General features: G+C 75.3%; 14 protein-coding genes. 4 read left to right on the forward strand and 10 right to left on the reverse strand.

Annotated features, from left to right (window positions below; translation table 11 throughout):
• Positions 1-91: 91 nt before the first annotated feature.
• The 5 genes from ACZ6S8_RS26810 to ACZ6S8_RS26830 all read right to left on the reverse strand — a co-directional run bounded on the left by ACZ6S8_RS26810 (position 92) and on the right by ACZ6S8_RS26830 (position 5,079).
• Entirely contained in the window at positions 92-514 is a 423-nt protein-coding gene (locus tag ACZ6S8_RS26810; protein ID WP_469459913.1) for a hypothetical protein, read from the reverse strand.
• A 154-nt stretch (positions 515-668) separates the two neighbouring features.
• Positions 669-1,784, reverse strand: a complete 1,116-nt coding sequence (locus ACZ6S8_RS26815) for an ABC transporter substrate-binding protein (protein ID WP_469459915.1) — start codon at positions 1,782-1,784, stop codon at positions 669-671.
• A 176-nt stretch (positions 1,785-1,960) separates the two neighbouring features.
• The gene (locus tag ACZ6S8_RS26820) at positions 1,961-3,151 is read right to left on the reverse strand and encodes an acyl-CoA dehydrogenase family protein (protein WP_469459917.1); all 1,191 of its coding nucleotides are present in this window, start codon (positions 3,149-3,151) and stop codon (positions 1,961-1,963) included.
• A 192-nt stretch (positions 3,152-3,343) separates the two neighbouring features.
• Positions 3,344-4,180, reverse strand: a complete 837-nt coding sequence (locus ACZ6S8_RS26825) for a class II fructose-bisphosphate aldolase (protein WP_469459920.1) — start codon at positions 4,178-4,180, stop codon at positions 3,344-3,346.
• The gene (locus tag ACZ6S8_RS26830) at positions 4,177-5,079 is read right to left on the reverse strand and encodes an SIS domain-containing protein (protein WP_469459922.1); all 903 of its coding nucleotides are present in this window, start codon (positions 5,077-5,079) and stop codon (positions 4,177-4,179) included. The genes ACZ6S8_RS26825 and ACZ6S8_RS26830 overlap by 4 nt, the downstream gene beginning before the upstream one ends.
• Positions 5,080-5,250: 171 nt before the next feature.
• On the opposite strand from ACZ6S8_RS26830, the gene ACZ6S8_RS26835 reads away from it, so the two are divergent.
• Positions 5,251-6,030 (forward strand): DeoR/GlpR family DNA-binding transcription regulator, encoded by a 780-nt coding sequence (locus ACZ6S8_RS26835; protein ID WP_469459924.1) that lies wholly within the window; start codon positions 5,251-5,253, stop codon positions 6,028-6,030.
• Between the two features lie 115 nt (positions 6,031-6,145).
• Here the strand turns inward: ACZ6S8_RS26835 and ACZ6S8_RS26840 are convergent, their stop codons facing one another.
• The 3 genes from ACZ6S8_RS26840 to tdh form a co-directional block, all read right to left on the reverse strand.
• Complete coding sequence (locus tag ACZ6S8_RS26840; RefSeq protein WP_469459926.1) at positions 6,146-7,060, reverse strand: LysR family transcriptional regulator; 915 nt, start codon at positions 7,058-7,060, stop codon at positions 6,146-6,148.
• 12 nt (positions 7,061-7,072) lie between these two features.
• On the reverse strand, positions 7,073-8,275 hold the full coding sequence (locus ACZ6S8_RS26845; RefSeq protein WP_469459928.1) for a glycine C-acetyltransferase: 1,203 nt from the start codon (positions 8,273-8,275) through the stop codon (positions 7,073-7,075).
• Between the two features lie 209 nt (positions 8,276-8,484).
• On the reverse strand, positions 8,485-9,513 hold the full coding sequence (tdh, locus tag ACZ6S8_RS26850; RefSeq protein WP_386523224.1) for an L-threonine 3-dehydrogenase: 1,029 nt from the start codon (positions 9,511-9,513) through the stop codon (positions 8,485-8,487).
• A gap of 199 nt (positions 9,514-9,712) precedes the next feature.
• Here tdh and ACZ6S8_RS26855 point away from each other — a divergent pair, with 199 nt between their 5' ends.
• Positions 9,713-10,621, forward strand: coding sequence for an alpha/beta hydrolase fold domain-containing protein (locus tag ACZ6S8_RS26855; RefSeq protein WP_469459930.1), 909 nt, complete (start codon positions 9,713-9,715; stop codon positions 10,619-10,621).
• A 70-nt stretch (positions 10,622-10,691) separates the two neighbouring features.
• Here ACZ6S8_RS26855 and ACZ6S8_RS26860 read toward each other — a convergent pair whose 3' ends face one another.
• Both ACZ6S8_RS26860 and ACZ6S8_RS26865 read right to left on the reverse strand, forming a co-directional pair.
• Positions 10,692-11,429 carry a class I SAM-dependent methyltransferase gene (locus ACZ6S8_RS26860; RefSeq protein ID WP_469459933.1) on the reverse strand — a complete coding sequence of 246 codons (738 nt, stop codon included), beginning with the start codon at positions 11,427-11,429 and terminating at the stop codon, positions 10,692-10,694.
• 117 nt (positions 11,430-11,546) lie between these two features.
• Positions 11,547-12,518, reverse strand: a complete 972-nt coding sequence (locus ACZ6S8_RS26865; RefSeq protein WP_469459935.1) for a LysR family transcriptional regulator — start codon at positions 12,516-12,518, stop codon at positions 11,547-11,549.
• Positions 12,519-12,581: 63 nt separating this feature from the next.
• On the opposite strand from ACZ6S8_RS26865, the gene ACZ6S8_RS26870 reads away from it, so the two are divergent.
• Positions 12,582-14,195, forward strand: coding sequence for an MFS transporter (locus tag ACZ6S8_RS26870; RefSeq protein ID WP_469459937.1), 1,614 nt, complete (start codon positions 12,582-12,584; stop codon positions 14,193-14,195).
• 4 nt (positions 14,196-14,199) lie between these two features.
• A partial coding sequence (locus ACZ6S8_RS26875; RefSeq protein WP_469459940.1) for a GAF domain-containing protein occupies positions 14,200-15,461 on the forward strand: 1,262 nt, incomplete at its 3' end.

Genomic DNA, 15,461 nt, shown 5'->3' on the forward strand with positions numbered 1-15,461 from the left:
AGCGGTCGCATCCGGAGGGGTCCGCGGCAACGAGGGCCCGCGGCTGCGGGCCCTCGTGAACCATCCGTCGTGCCCGCGGGCAGCGGCTCCGTCAGCGGTGCCGGTCCCAGCAGACCCACTGGCCCTGGACCCAGTGCTTGTCCCAGTGTCCGGAGACGTACACCCACTTCCAGTGTCCGTCGTGGCCGCGCCGGTCGCCGTGGCCGCCGTAGCGGTTCTCGTCCTTGCGGTCGTCGCCCTTGCGGTGGTCGCCCTTGTGGTCGCGGTCACGGTCCCAGTCGTAGCTCTTGACCCACTTCTTCTCCCAGTGGCCCTTGACCCACCGCTTGTCCCAGTGCCCCTTCTTCCAGTGGCACTGCTTGCCGTGGTCGCGATCCCCGCTGACGGCGGTCGCCACGGACGACGCCGGGGCTGCGACGGCAGGCGCCACGGCGCCGAGCGCCGCACCACCGGCCAGCATTCCCGTCGCGGCCGCGGCCACGGCCATGCGCCTGATCCGGATGGGGACGGTCATGGATCCCACCTCCTCGCCCCCGCTGGTGCGAGAGCAGTGAGTGCTGTGACACAAGTAATTCGTAATGGATCGCCCCCTGGATGGATGAAAGGTTCATAAATCTGGCATTACTTCCGGAATTTAATGATTTCCGGTGTGCTGCCCGCCGTGATCCTCAGCCCGTGCGCAGGATCCGGAAGCGGTCGGGCCGCGCGGGATCCCGGTCGGCGACCTGGACGGGCGCCCACGCCCACTGCCACACGCCGCTGTCCGGGGGCGTACGGGAGAACCGGATCCGCCCGCGGGTCCCTTCGACCGCCACGTCCGGCCAGGACGCGGCGATGCGGGCCCGGTCGGTGCCGTGCGCGCGCAGGGCGCCGGCGAGGACGGCCACGGTGTCGTAGCCCTCGAAGGCGACGAACGAGGGCGCTTCGCCCAGCCGCGCGCGCAGGGCCGCCGCGACCCGCGCGCCGAGCGGGCCGAGCCGCTCGGGCAGGTAGCGCAGGAACGGGATCCCGGCGCCGTCCCCGCCCAGCAGCGTCAGCCAGTCGGCGAACTCCGGCTGCCCGGCCGGGGCTCCGACCAGGACCCCGGCGAGGCGGCGGTCGCGGCGGACGGCCGAGACGAGCGGCACGGCCGGATCCGGGTGACCGACCAGGAGGAGCAGCGCGGTGGCGCGGTGGTCGACGAGCGCGTCGCAGACGGCCGCGGGGGCGAGCGTGCGCGCGTCGAGCTCGGTGACGGTGCCGCCGCGCGGCGCGAGGTGCTCCCGCAGGATGCGGGTCCCGGCCGCCCAGTAGGGGCTCGGCTCCGTGGCCACGGCGATCCGGCGGTGGCCCGCGGCCAGGAGGTGGTCCGCATAGATCCGCCAGCCGTGGGACTGCGCCGGGGCGATGCGGGCGACCCGGTCGGTCGGCTGCTCGGTAAGCGCGTCGAGAACGGCGGACGAGCAGAGGAACGGCAGGCCGACGGCGTCGGCCCTGGTGGCGACGGTGCGGGCGACGACGCTGTGGTACTCCCCCGCCAGGGCGGCGACGCCCAGAGCGGCCAGTTCGTCCACGGCAGCCGCGGCCCGCCGCGGGTCGGCGGCGGTGTCCCGGACGAGGAGCTCGATCGGTCGGCCGGCGATCCCGCCGGCCGCGTTGGCCTCGTGCACGGCCAGCTCCAGCCCGGCGAGCAGGTGCCGGCCCGCCGCGGCCCAGCCGGGCCGGGTCAGCGGCACGAGGGCGCCGATCCGGACGGGCGGACCGCCGGCCGGTGCCGGTCCGGGCGGTGAGGGGGGCGTACTCATGTGTCGGTGTCTCCCGTGTGACGACGCGGCGGCGGTGCGCCCGTGGCGCGGAGCGCCGGGCGACCTCGGTGACCGTGCCGGACATTGCACCCGTCACCACCGCCCCCGGCAACCGGATATCACCGTCCGGGACACCGCCCCGGCTGCCGCGCTCCGCCCTCCGCCGCGCGGCCCCGTCAGCGGCGTACGCGGGGCATGCCGAGGCCGATCCAGGAGATGATCTCCCGCTGGATCTCGTTGTTGCCGCCGCCGAAGGTGAAGATCACGGCGCTGCGGTAGCCCCGTTCCAGCTCGCCGTGCAGGACCCCGCCGGCCGAGCCGTCCTTGAGGGAGCCGGCCGCTCCGACGACCTCCATGAGCCAGGCGTACGCGTCGCGGCGGGCCTCGGAGCCGTACACCTTCACCGCCGAGGCGTCCTGCGGGGTGAGGGTGCCGGCCTGGACCGCGTTGACCATCTGCCAGTTGAGCAGCTTCATGGCGTCGAGCCGGGCGTGGGTGCGGGCCAGGCGGCCGCGGACCCAGTTCAGGTCGATCACGCGCCGGCCGTCGGCGAGTTTGGTCTCGGCGGCCCAGCGCTGGACGTCGTGCAGCGCCCGGATGGCCATCGTGCCGTGGGCGGCGAGGGTGACACGCTCGTGGTTGAGCTGGTTGGTGATCAGGCGCCAGCCCTCGTTCTCCTGGCCGACCCGGCGGCTCGCGGGAACGCGGATGTTCTCGTAGTAGCTCGCCGTGGTGTCGTGCGACGCGAGGGTGTTGATGAGGGTGCAGGAGTACCCGGGGTCGGAGGTCGGCACCAGGAGCATGGTGATGCCCTTGTGCGCGGGGGCGTCCGGGTCCGTGCGGACGGCGAGCCAGACCCAGTCGGCGGTGTCGCCGTTGGTCGTCCAGATCTTCTGGCCGTCGACGACGTACGTGCCGCTCTCCTCGTCTCCCTCGCGCACCGCCCGGCAGGTGAGCGCGGCAAGGTCGGTGCCGGCGTCGGGCTCGCTGTAGCCGATGGCGAAGTCGATCTCGCCGGCGAGGATCCGGGGGAGGAAGTACGCCTTCTGCTCCTCGGTGCCGAACTGCATGATCGTGGGCCCGACGGTGTTGAGCGCCATGAGGGGCAGCGGCACGACGGCCTGCGCGGCCTCGTCGAAGAAGATGAACTGGTCCATCGGGGACATGCCCCGGCCGCCGTACTCCTCGGGCCAGCCGACCCCCAGCCAGCCGTCGGCGCCGAGCCGGCGGATGGTCTCCCGGTAGAAGCGCTTCTGGGCGGCCGGGTCCTCGTAGCGGGCGTAGACGTCCTCCGGCACCAGCTCGGCGAAGTAGGCGCGCAGCTCGGTGCGCAACTGCTGCTGCTCAGGCGTGTATTCGAGGTGCACGGCCCCTCCGGGAGTCTCGCGGTCCAGCCGGCCGCCACTGTGGCGGCGGGGGCAGACTAGAACCTGTTTCAAGAATCCGGAAGGTCGGCGGCCGGGGTTTCCGCACCCGTGCGGATGCGCGCCGTGCGCCGCGGGTCGCATCGAGCCCTGGGGGGGAAGGCCCCGGCGCGCCTCCGCCGACCCCGGTGCCGGTCAGTCGAGGGCGCCGATCATGGCTTCGGCGGTCGCCGCCATCGCCGCCCGGGCGGCCGTCAGGTAGGGGCGCGGGTCCGCCGGGGTGAGGTGGGCGCGGATGGCCGTGGTCATGGCGACGTTCAGCGCGGTGCCGATGTTGACCTTGCGGATGCCGCCCGCGACGGCGGCCGCGAGCTCGGCGTCCGGCAGGCCGGAGGAGCCGTGCAGGACGAGCGGCACGTCGACCGTCTTGGCGAGCCGTCCCAGCAGGGCGTGGTCGAGGGAGGCGGTCCTGCTGGTCATCGCATGGCTGCTGCCGATCGCGACGGCCAGTGCGTCCACCCCGGAGTCGGCGACGAACCGCCGGGCCTCGTCGGGGTCGGTACGGGCGCCGGGTGCGTGCGGATCCAGGGGTGCGGCGCCGTTCTTGCCGCCGACCTCGCCGAGTTCGGCCTCGATCCACAGCCCGTTGGCGTGCGCCCAGTCCGCGGCGGAGCGGGTCGCCTCCAGGTTCTCGCCGTACGGGAGGTGGGCGGCGTCGTACATGACCGAGCCGTAGCCCGCGTCGCACGCCTGGCGGAGCAGTTCGGTGCTCTTGACGTGGTCCAGGTGCAGCCCGACCGGCACGCCGGCGGCCTCCGCGCAGGCGGCCGCGGCGCGGGAGATCGGGAGGAGCCGGCCGCCGCGGAACTTCACGGCGTTCTCGCTCAGTTGGAGGATGACCGGCAGCCCGGCGGCCTCGGCCCCGGCAACGACGGCCTCGGCGTGCTCCAGGGTGATGATGTTGAACGCGGCCACGGCGCGGCCGGCGGCGGCCGCCTCCAGGACGAGCCGGCCGGCGGGGACGAGGCTCATCGGACGGCCTCCTCTCCGGCAGTGAGGATCACCGAGCGGGTGAGGTGGCGCGGCGCGTCCGGGTCGAGCTGCCGGTGGGCGGCGACGGCGAGGGCGAGGCGGTGCACCCGGACCAGTTCGGCGAGCGGGTCGAGCCGTCCGGCCACCCACGCGGAGCCGGTGGCCAGCACCTGCTCGGCGAGGCCCTCGGGCGCCTCGTCGAGCGCCCAGGTGACGGTGCCGGGGCCGGAGACGCTGATCGGCCCGTGCCGGTACTCCATCGCGGGGTAGGACTCGGCCCAGGAGAGCGAGGCCTCGCGCATCTTGAGGGCCGCCTCGTGCGCGAGCCCGACGCTCCAGCCCCGGCCGAGGAAGGTGAACTGGCTCCGGCTCGCCAGCTCGTCGGGGAGCGGCTCGGCGAGGGCGGTGCGGGCGTCGGCGACCGCGGCCGGGGAGTGCAGTCCGGCGTGGGCGCGGAGCAGGGTCAGGGCGGTGGTCGCGAACCGGGTCTGCACGACGGACCGTTCGTCGGCGAAGTCGAGGACGACGACCTCGTCGGCGAGGGTCGTCACGGGGGTGGCCGGATCCCCGATGACCGCGGTGGTGGGCACGCCCGCGCCCCGCAGCCCCGCCAGCAGGTCCAGCACCTCGGTGGTGGTGCCGGACCGCGTCAGCGCGAGCACCCGGTCGTAGCGGCGGTGGCGGGGGAACTCCGAGGCGGGGAACGCGTCGGTCTCGCCCTGCCCGGCCTCCTCACGCAACACGGCGGCGGCCTGGGCCATGTAGTACGAGGTCCCGCACCCGACGATCGCGGTACGCTCCCCCGGCCGCGGCAGCACCGCCCGGCTCGCCGGGGCCATCTCGGCGGCCCGCTCCCAGCATGCGGGCTGCGTGCCCAACTCGTACGCGACGTGGCTCATACGGGCTCCCTCGTTCGACAGGCGACTCTGGATGCGTCCTTCTGCGATGCGTATTTCTGCAAGATATCGCGCTCTTTCACGCAACTTCAAGCATCCACGGGGTGACGGGCTGGGTTATTGTCGGCAGGTGGGCCGAGAGAGAACATGCAAGAGCGGCGAAGGGGGCGGCCGATGACCCGCAAGGAGCGCTGGCAGACCCTGCTGGACCTGCTGGTGGAGCGGGGCGAGCTGGAGGTGGAGCCGGCCGCGGAGGTGCTGGGCGTCTCCGCCGCGACCATCCGCCGCGACCTCGACCAGCTCGCCGAACAGCAGCTGCTGGTCCGCACCCGCGGCGGGGCGGTCCCGCACGGCGTCTCGTACGAACTGCCGCTGCGCTACCGCAGTTCGCGCCGGGCCGCCGAGAAGGGGCGCATCAGCGAGGCGGTGGCGGCCCTGATCGCCCCGGGCGAGGTGATCGGCCTGACCGGCGGCACCACGACCACGGAGGTCGCGCGGGCGCTGGCCGGGCGCGCCGACCTGGCCTCGGGTTCGCCGGCGCTCACGGTGGTGACCAACGCGCTCAACATCGCGGGCGAGCTGGTGATCCGCCCCCAGTTCAAGATCGTGCTGACCGGCGGGGTCGCCCGCCCCCAGTCGTACGAGCTCACCGGCCCGCTCGCCGAGCAGGTGCTCGGCCAGCTGGCGGTGGACACCGCGGTGGTCGGCGTGGACGGCTTCGACCCGGCCGACGGCGCGGCGACCCGCCACGAGGACGAGGCCTCGGTGAACCGCCTGCTGTGCGAGCGGGCCCGCCGGGTGGTGATCGCGGCGGACTCCAGCAAGCTGGGCGTGCGCGCGTTCGCCCGCATCTGCGCGACCTCGGCGGTGGACGTCCTGGTGACGGACACGGGCCTGCCCGCGGAGGTCACGAAGGCCTTCGAGGCGGCGGGCGTGGACGTACTGCGGGTCTGAGGGCGGGAGCGGGACCGACGGGCGCGGGGCAGACGGAGCGCGGGGCAGACGCGTCGCGGGTCCGACGGCCGCGGGTCCGCGGACGTACGTGCCGCCCGGCCCGGCCCCGCCGCCGTCAGTGGGTCGGCAGCCGGTCCGACGCGCGCACCAGCGCGGCCAGCACCGGCGCGATCAGCGGGTGGGACTCGGCGCCGCGCCGGGCGGCGGCGAAGACCCGGCGCGTGGCGGCCGGGCCGCTGACGGGGCGCACCCGGACCTCCTTGAGGTCCATCCCCCGCAGCGCCGAACGCGGCACCAGAGCCACCCCGGCGCCCGCGCCCACCAGCGCCGTCACGGCCCGGAAGTCGTCGGAGGAGTGCGCGAACCGGGGCTGGAATCCGGCGAGTTCACAGGCCAGCAGGGTCACGTCGTGGCACGGGTTGCCCGGGTACTGGCCCACCCAGTCCGCGTCGGCGAGGTCGGCCAGGCACACCGCGGGCAGGTCGGCGAGGGGGTGCCCCGGGGGCAGGACCGCGTCGAAGGGTTCCGCGTACAGGGGGACTACGGACAGCCGCTGGTCGTCCGCGCCCGGCCCGCCCCGGTACTCCACCGCGAGCGCCACGTCGGCCTCGCCGTCCAGCAGCATCGGCAGGCTCTGGTCCCCCTCGGCGTCCCTGACCCGCAGCCGGATGCCCGGGTGGTCGAGGGAGAGGCGGGAGATCGCCGGGGCGAGCACCTCGGCGATGCCCGTCGCGAAGGCCGCCACGGTGACCGACCCCGCCGTGCCGCCCGCGTACGCCGCGAGTTCGGCCTCCGCCCGTTCCAGCTGGGCCACCACCTCGTGAGCGTGCCCCAGGAGGATCTCGCCGGCCGCGGTGAGCCGCACCCCGCGGCCGCTGCGGGTGAGCAGCACGTGGCCCGTCTCCTGCTCCAGCGCCGCGAGCTGCTGGGAGACGGCCGACGGGGTGAGGTACAGGGCTGCGGCCGCGGCGGTCACCGTACGGTGGTCCGCCACGGCGCGCAGGATGCGCAGCCTGCGGGGGTCGATCACCCCGCCATTGTCTCAGCCGGCGGACGTGCCGAGCGCCGCGCGGGCGTCGATGAAGGCGGCCACGGCGCGCTCGACGTCGGCCGTCGAGTGGGCCGCCGACAGCTGGACGCGGATGCGGGCCGCGCCGAGCGGGACCACGGGGTAGGAGAAGCCGATGACGTACACGCCGCGCTCCAGCAGCAGGTCGGCCATCCTGGCCGCCTCCGCCGCGTCGCCGATCATCACGGGGGCGATGGCGTGGTCGCCGGGCAGGATCTCGAAGCCGGCCTCCGTCATCTTCGTACGGAAGAGGGCGGTGTTGGCGGCGAGCCGCTCGCGCAGGTCGCCGGCCGACTCCAGCAGGTCGAGGACCGTGAGGGAGGCGGCGGCGATGACCGGGGCGAGGGAGTTGGAGAAGAGGTACGGACGCGAGCGCTGGCGCAGCAGCTCGACGATCTCGGCGCGCGCCGCGACGTAGCCGCCGGAGGCGCCGCCGAGGGCCTTGCCGAGGGTGCCGGTGATGATGTCGACGCGGTCCATGACCCCGTGCAGCTCGGGGGTGCCGCGGCCGCCGGGGCCGACGAAGCCGACGGCGTGCGAGTCGTCGACCATGACCATGGCGTCGTAGCGCTCGGCCAGGTCGCAGATCTCCGCGAGGGGGGCGACGTAGCCGTCCATGGAGAACACGCCGTCGGTGACGATCAGCCGGCGGCGGGCGTCCTGCGACTCCTTGAGCCGGGTCTCCAGCTCGGCGAGGTCGCGGTTGGCGTAGCGGTAGCGGCGGGCCTTGGAGAGGCGGATGCCGTCGATGATCGAGGCGTGGTTGAGGGCGTCGGAGATCACCGCGTCCTCGGCGCCGAGGAGGGTCTCGAAGACGCCGCCGTTCGCGTCGAAGCAGGAGGAGTAGAGGATGGTGTCCTCCTGGCCGAGGAACGCCGACAGCCGCGCCTCCAGCTCCTTGTGCACCTCCTGCGTACCGCAGATGAAGCGGACCGAGGCCATGCCGTAGCCCCAGCGGTCCAGCGCGTCCTTGGCTGCGGCGACGACGTCGGGGTGGTCGGCCAGCCCCAGGTAGTTGTTGGCGCAGAAGTTGAGGACCTCGCCCGCGGCTCCGCCCGAGGTGACGGCCACGGCCGCGTTCTGCGGGGTGCCGATGACGCGCTCGGGCTTGTGCAGACCGGCGGCGCGGATCTCGTCGAGGGTGGTGCGGAGGTCCTCGCGGACGGACTCGAACATGGTGCGGTTCTCCTTCTACGGCGGAGGCGGGCGTACGGGCGGGGCGTACGGAAGACGAGGGGGGCCGGGCCCCGCGAAGGGGGGTGGGCGGGGCCCGGCCGGGGGAGGTGGTCTGTGGGGCCGGGGTCCGGCGGCGGCGTGTGCCGCGGGACCCCCGGGGGGACTCCGGGAGGACCCCGGGGGGCTCCGGGGGGGGCTCCGGGGTGGGGCTACGCCGTCCAGTCCAGGATGATCTTGCCGCTCCGGGCGGTCGACGCCTCGTCGAAGGCGGCCTCGAAGTCGCGGTGCGAGTAGCGGCCGGTGATGACGGGGCTGAGGTCCAGTCCGCCCTCCAGCAGCACCGTCATCGCGTACCAGGTCTCGAACATCTCACGGCCGTAGATGCCCTTGATGGTGATCATCGAGGTGACCACCTTCGCCCAGTCCACCGGGAACTCCTGCGCGGGCAGGCCCAGCATGGCGATCCGGCCGCCGTGGGTCATGTTGTCGATCATGTCGCGCATGGCCTCGGCGCGGCCGGACATCTCCAGGCCGATGTCGAAGCCCTCGCGCAGGCCCAGCGAGCGCTGCGCGTCGGCGATGGAGGTCTCGGCGACGTTCACGGCGAGGGTGGCGCCCGCCTTGCGGGCGATCTCCAGCCGCTCCGGGCTGACGTCCGTGATCACGACGCTGCGCGCACCGGCGTGGCGGGCCACCGCCGCCGCCATGATGCCGATCGGGCCGGCGCCGGTGATCAGCACGTCCTCGCCGACGAGGGGGAAGGACAGCGCGGTGTGCACGGCGTTGCCGAAGGGGTCGAAGATGGCTGCGACGTCGAGATCGACGGCGGTGCGGTGCACCCACACGTTCTGCGCGGGCAGCACGACGTACTCGGCGAAGGCACCGTCGCGCCCGACGCCGAGCCCGATGGTGCTGCGGCACAGGTGGCGGCGGCCGGCCAGGCAGTTGCGGCACTTGCCGCACACCAGGTGGCCCTCGCCGCTGACCAGCGCGCCGACCTCGATGTCCCGGACGTCCGCGCCGAGCGCGGCGACCTCGCCGACGAACTCGTGGCCGAGGACGAGCGGGGTCTTGACGGCGCCCTGCGCCCAGCCGTCCCAGGCGCGGATGTGCAGGTCCGTTCCGCAGATGCCGGTGCGCAGCACCCGGATCAGCACGTCGCCGGCGCCGTACTCGGGCTCGGGGACGTCCATGAGCCACAGGCCCGGCTCGGCCTTGTGCTTGACGAGTGCCTTCATGGGGTGGCTCCAGGCATGCGGAACGGGACGCCGGGGCCGCGGGGGCGCGGGTGGCGCGAGTGACGGGACCAATCTGCCGAGCGGCGTGGTGATCAGTCCATCGAGACTTTCTTAAGCAGGCTTCCAGCACAGCTTCACGCCTATGCTCTCCCCGGGGCTCGCGCCGGGGAGGCGCGGGGGAAAAGGGGAGGTGAGGGGCGTGCCGAGTCTGCGCAGCAGGGCGTTTTCGGTGGCGCTGACCGCGACGGGGCGGCGAAGACGGTTCGCGAGCGCGGAGGTCGTGCGGACCCGGGTGGCCCAGTCCGCCCGGCGGCCGGCGTCGCACCTGCCGCCGCGGTCGCTGGGTCGGGTCGCGGACATCTCGCGGACGTTCGTCGGGGCCTGGCCGGTGTACGACGTCTGCCCGCGCGGAGCCGAGCCGGACGCCCGGGTGCTGTACTTCCACGGCGGCGGCTTCGTGGACGAACTGCGGCGCCCGCACTGGGCGCTGGTCCGGGAGCTGGTCCTGCGGGCGCGGGCGCGGGTCGTCGTACCGGCGTACATCCTCGCGCCGCGCGGAACCGCGGACCGGACGGTACCGGTCGCCGCCGACCTGCTCAGCGGCCTGATCGAGAGCGGCGGCGCGGGCGGGACGGTGCTCCTCGGGGACTCGTCCGGAGCCGGGCCGGCGCTGGCGGCCGCCCAGCGGCTGCGCGACCGCACCCGGACGCAGCCCTCCCGGATCGTGCTGGTGACCCCCTGGCTGGACGTGACGATGCGGCATCCGGACCAGGGGGCCGTCGGGGCGGCCGGCCCGCCGTCGGCCCGGCCGGGCCTGCTGGAGGCCGGACGGCTGTACGCGGGGACCCTCCCGGCCGAGGACCCGCGGGTGAGCCCGCTGCGCGGCACGTTCGCGGGCCTGGCGCCGCTGACGGTGTTCACGGGGAGCGCGGACCTGCTCGCCGCGGACGGCAGGGAGCTGGTGCGCCGGGCCCGCGCGGCCGGGGTCGAGGTGGAGTTCCACGAGGCGGTGGGGCTGCCGGACGGGTACCCGCTGCTGCCGGTGCCCGAGGGCCGGGCGGCGCGCGACCGCATCGTGGAGCTGGTCCGGTCGGCGGCGGACGGCTGAGGGAGCGGCGGCCCGGAACCGGGACCGCCCGGGGCACCCGGGCCGTACGGGGTTGCCCGCCGGACGCGCACTACGCCGTACAGGTCATCAGGGAGCTGATCGGCCAGGCGCGGTACGCCGTCCAGTAGGCCTCGTCGCGCACGGCGTCGGGCGGCGGTGTCCGGTTCGGCTGCCAGCCGACGGTCGTGAAGCCCGCCTCGACGGCCGCCTGCGCGAGGTCGGCGTGGGCCCACTCGCGGAACTCGAAGGGCTCGGGCGGGTCGGTGAGGAAGTGCGCCTTGAGCAGCGGCGCGTCGCCCTGAGGGACCCGGTCCAGGATGCGCACCCCGTACGGCGACCAGTCCACCCGCGGGAACGCGCCCGCGTTCGGCACGATGGCGAGCAGCCGTCCGCCGGGCCGCAGGCTGGTCCGCACGGACCGGAGCACGGCGTGCAGCGACGCGCGGTCGGTCGCGTGGTTGAAGAGGTAGGCGGCGGTGGCCAGGTCGAAGGGACCGAGGCCGGCGACGCCGAGGGCTTCGGCGACGTGGTACTCGACGTCCGGCCGGCCCTTCGTCGACTCGTGCGCGCGGGCCTGCGCGATCCGCTCCCCGCAGGGGTCCACGCCCACCGTCCGGCGGGCCCCGCCGCGGGCCAGGAGCCGGGTGTTGTAGCCGTATCCGCAGGCCAGGTCGAGGGCGTCGAGTCCGCGGACCCCGCCGAGGGCGTCCAGGGCGCCGTGCAGGGTGTGGGTGTCGGCCGCCGCGAAGGCCGCCGTGGCCGTGGACTCGGCGTAGCGCTCGCCGATGGTGTCGTACTGGAACCGCATGTTCTGCCTTCCGGGGGCCTGCCGGGGGAGGTGGGACGCGTGCGTATCGTGCCCCGCTGCGCGTGCGGGGGAAGGCCCGTACGCCCGTGCGTCCCCCGGACGAGCGAAGCGGTCGGCCTATCGCGGCCGGCGGGCTGCCGGCGCGGCCGCGGTCGGCCTCCCCCGGTCGTCCGGCCGGGGCAGGGGCGGCTCCGGGGCGAGGGCGCGGGCGCAGCCGCGCAGCCAGGCGTGCGCGGGGTCGGCGTCGTGGCGCGGGTGCCAGGCCATCCCGAAGGGCAGCGCCGGCAGGTCGAGCGGGATCTCGAAGACCTCCAGTCCCAGGGCGGCGGCGAGGGGAACGACCTGCGTGGTCAGCAGCCCGACGAGGTCGCTCTCGCGGACCACGAACAGCGAGGCGGAGAAGGTCCCGACACTGCCCACCACCCGTCGGGACAGGCCCTGTTCGGCGAGGGCGGCGTCGACGGGCCCCTCCAGGCGGCCGCGCCGGGAGACGACGAGGTGGTCGGCGGCGGCGAACCTGCGCGCGGTGGCGCGGCCCCGCAGCAGCGGGTGTCCGGGCCGGACCACGGCCAGCATCCGCTCGTCGAAGAGGTGCTCGACCCGCACCTCTGGGGCGCGGGTGTCGACCACGCCGAGTTCCAGGTCGGCGACGCCCTCGCGCAGCGCGGGGACGTCCACGTGGCTCTCCCCCAGGAAGCGCAGCCGTACGCCGGGCGCCTCGCGCGCGACCCGGGTGAGCAGCGTCGCGCCGTAGACGGCGGTGAAGGCGTCGTTCGCGAGCACGGTGAAGGTCCGGGTCAGCGTCGGCAGGTCCACCTGACCGCCGGTGAGGAAGAGCGCCCGCGCGCGTTCCACGACGGCCCTGACCTCGCCCTGGACGGCGAGGGCGTGCGGGGTGGGCACCATGGCCCGGCCGGCCCGGACCAGGACGGGGTCGCCGAGGGCCTTGCGGATCCGGCCGAGGGTGCGGCTCATGGCGGGCTCGGACAGGTGCAGCCGGGCAGCGGCGCGGGACACGCTCGACTCCTCCAGCAAGACGTCCAGGGCCATCAGCAGGTTCAGATCGAGTGCGGATTGCGTCACGCGCATTGATTCCTTGCAAAGGTTGCACTGGAAAGCAGGTCGGGCCAACCCTACGGTGGACGACGGGTGATGGTCTGTCGACCCGCCTCCCCCACGCCTCTCCCTCCCCCTCACTCCACCCGCCGACGACTCCCAGGAGGAGCCGTGCTTCGCCCTGCCCCGCCCCGCGACCCCGATCCGTCCGCGGCCCGAGCCGCGCACCCCTCCACGCCTTCGGCCGCCGCGGCCGCCCCACCGCCCGGCCCGGTGCTCACCCGGCCCGCCCTGCTGGTCCTGTGCGCCTGCGTCCTGGTCGCCCAGGCCATGGTCGCGGCCGTCAACCTGCTGATCCCTCAGCTCGCCGCATCCGCGCTGCGGCCGACCCCCGGCCAGCTGCTGTGGGCCGTCGACGCGTACGTGATCGTCTTCGCCGCGCTGCTCATCCCCGCCGGGGCCCTCGGTGACCGTTACGGCCGCAAGGGCGCCCTGCTGGCGGGGCTCGGCCTGTTCTCCGCGGGCGCGGCGCTCAGCGCGGTCGCCGCCACGCCTGCCGTCCTGATCGCCGGGCGGGGCCTGTGCGGGGCCGGAGCGGCCCTGATCATGCCCGCCACCATGTCCGTACTGGTCCACCTGTCCCCGCCCGGGGCGCGCGGCCGGGCGCTCGCGACCTGGACGCTCGCCGCGGGCCTCGGGGGCCTCGCGGGGAACGTCGGCGGCGGTCTGGCCGGGGAGTACCTGACCTGGCGCGCCCTGTTCTGGGCGGTGGTCCCCCTCGGCGCGCTGCTGGCGGCGGCGGTCGCCCGCACGGTCCCCCGTACGCCCGCCCGCTCCGACGCGGCCGTCGACCCGGCCGGTGCGGCGCTGCTCGCCGGGGCGCTCTTCGCGATGGTCTACGGGATCATCGAGGGGCCCGCGCACGGCTGGGGGTCACCGCGCGTGCTGACGGCCTTCGGTTCCGGGGCCGCGCTGCTCCTCGCCTTCACCGCCCACGCGTTCCGGGCCGCCCGGCCGCTGCTCGACCCCCGGATCTTCGCCTCGCGCAGGCTGCGGGCCGGGGCGCTCGGGATCGGCGCCGGGTTCTTCGGGCTGTTCGCGCTGTTCTACGTCAACGCGCAGTACCTCCAGTACGCCAAGGGGTTCTCCCCCGCGCAGACCGGCTTCGCGATCGTGCCGCTGACCGTCGGGATGGCCCTGGTGCCCCGGCTCGGCGTGCGGCTCCAGGAGCGGACGGGGCCCCGGCTGCCCGTCGGGGCGGGCCTGTTCCTGATCGGGGCGGGGCTGCTGCTGGTCTCCACCGCCGACGCGGGCACCCCGTACCCCGTGTACGCGCTCCACCTGCTGGTCCTGTCGGTGGGGACCGGACTGTGCGCGCCCTCGCTGACCCTGACGGTGGTCGCCGAGCTGCCCGCGCACCAGGCCGGCCTCGGTTCCGGGCTGAACACCGCGGCGCGCGAGATCGGGGCCGCCCTCGGGGTGGCCGTGGTCGGCACCGTACTGGCCTCCCGCTTCCACGGGGATCCGGGAGATCCGGCGCAGGTCGGCGCCTTCACCGACGCCATGGGGACGGCCCTGCGCGTGGTGGCCGCGCTCCTGCTCCTCGCCGCGGTCGCGGTGGTGGCCGGGTACCGCGGCTCAGGCGGCGGCCCCGCCGGGAAGCCGGGCGGGCGCCGGGGTGCGGCCACCGCCGCCGAGGGGGCATCCTGACGGGGTGACGGCGAGACCGGACGACCACGGCCCCGCTCCCTCCCGTGACGCCACGGCCCAGGCGCTCGCGCGGGCCACCGTCGAGGCGGTGGCGGCCGTGGGCGGGTACGCGGGCGGGGTCTACCTGCGCTCCGGCACCGAGGGGCTGCTCCGGATGGCGGTGCTGACCGGGCTCCCCGGCCGCCTGTTCCGGCCGTGGTGGCGGATGCACGCGAACCGCCCCTACCCGGTGGCCGAGGCCTTCCGGTCCGGTCAGGCCGTGCACCTGGCCGACGCGGAGGCGGCCATGCGGCGCTTCCCGCAGCTGATGGCCGGGCTGCCGTTCCCCTTCGCCTCGCTGTACGAGCCGGTGACCGCGGACGGGCAGCGGTTCGGCGTCCTGTTCGCCCTGCGCGCGGCGACCCCGGGGATCCCGGTCGGGGCCGTGGACCGCGAACGCCTGCGCGAGGCCGCCGACCGGCTGGCCCGCGAGCTGGCCGGGCGGACCGAGGGCGGGGACCCGGTGGTGTGGGACGGGGACCCGGTGGTCCTGCGGCCCCCGGCCGGGCACGCGGGCCCCCGCGAGGCCGTGGACCGGCTGGCGCAGGCGGTCCTGTCGGTGGACCGGCTGGGCCGGATCGGCTTCGTCAACTCCGCCGCCCAGGACCTGCTGGGCCTCGGCGAGCCGCAGCTGCTCGGGCGGGTCCTGTGGGAGGCGGTGCCCTGGCTCGGGCACCCGGCGTACGAGGATCACTTCCGGGCCGTCTTCATGTCCACCGAGCCGGTGCGCTTCGCCGCCCGGCGCGGCTGGCACCCGCCCGGGGACTGGCTGTCCGTGGTCCTGCACCCCGGGCCGGACGGGGTCACCCTGACGATCGGGGCCGGCGAGAAGCAGTCGTACGCGCCCGCGACGGTGGTCGAGCCGGCCGCGGGCCCCGGCTCGGCGGCGGACCGGGCCTCCGCGCTGTACCGGCCCGTCGCCCTCGCCATCGCGCTGACCGAGGCGGTCACGGCCCGCCAGGTGTCGGCGGTGGTGACCGAGGAGCTGCTGCCGGCCTTCGGCGGCCGCCAGCTGGCCATCTACCTCCTGGACGAGCGGCACCTGCACCTCGCGTGGGAGACCGGCTTTCCCACGGGCTTCCTCGACGGCTTCGACGGGGTGGGGGGGGGGGGGCGGCGGGCGGGGGGGGGGGGCCCCCCCCCCGGGGGGGGCCGGGCGGGGGGGGGGGGGGGGCCCCGGGACACCCACTCGAAGCCGGCGGGGTTGTTGGGGGGGATCTCGGGAGG

This window comes from Streptomyces sp. NPDC048461 (genome assembly GCF_055587105.1).

What these genes read in the sequence shown, in the direction of transcription:
- ACZ6S8_RS26810 (WP_469459913.1), bottom strand. Translation starts at nt 514, where the DNA reads ATGACCGTCCCCATCCGGATCAGGCGCATGGCCGTGGCCGCGGCCGCG.
- ACZ6S8_RS26815 (WP_469459915.1), bottom strand. Translation starts at nt 1,784, where the DNA reads ATGAGTACGCCCCCCTCACCGCCCGGACCGGCACCGGCCGGCGGTCCG.
- ACZ6S8_RS26825 (WP_469459920.1), bottom strand. Translation starts at nt 4,180, where the DNA reads ATGAGCCTCGTCCCCGCCGGCCGGCTCGTCCTGGAGGCGGCCGCCGCC.
- ACZ6S8_RS26830 (WP_469459922.1), bottom strand. Translation starts at nt 5,079, where the DNA reads ATGAGCCACGTCGCGTACGAGTTGGGCACGCAGCCCGCATGCTGGGAG.
- ACZ6S8_RS26835 (WP_469459924.1), top strand. Translation starts at nt 5,251, where the DNA reads ATGACCCGCAAGGAGCGCTGGCAGACCCTGCTGGACCTGCTGGTGGAG.
- ACZ6S8_RS26845 (WP_469459928.1), bottom strand. Translation starts at nt 8,275, where the DNA reads ATGTTCGAGTCCGTCCGCGAGGACCTCCGCACCACCCTCGACGAGATC.
- tdh (WP_386523224.1), bottom strand. Translation starts at nt 9,513, where the DNA reads ATGAAGGCACTCGTCAAGCACAAGGCCGAGCCGGGCCTGTGGCTCATG.
- ACZ6S8_RS26860 (WP_469459933.1), bottom strand. Translation starts at nt 11,429, where the DNA reads ATGCGGTTCCAGTACGACACCATCGGCGAGCGCTACGCCGAGTCCACG.
- ACZ6S8_RS26865 (WP_469459935.1), bottom strand. Translation starts at nt 12,518, where the DNA reads ATGCGCGTGACGCAATCCGCACTCGATCTGAACCTGCTGATGGCCCTG.
- ACZ6S8_RS26870 (WP_469459937.1), top strand. Translation starts at nt 12,582, where the DNA reads ATGGTCTGTCGACCCGCCTCCCCCACGCCTCTCCCTCCCCCTCACTCC.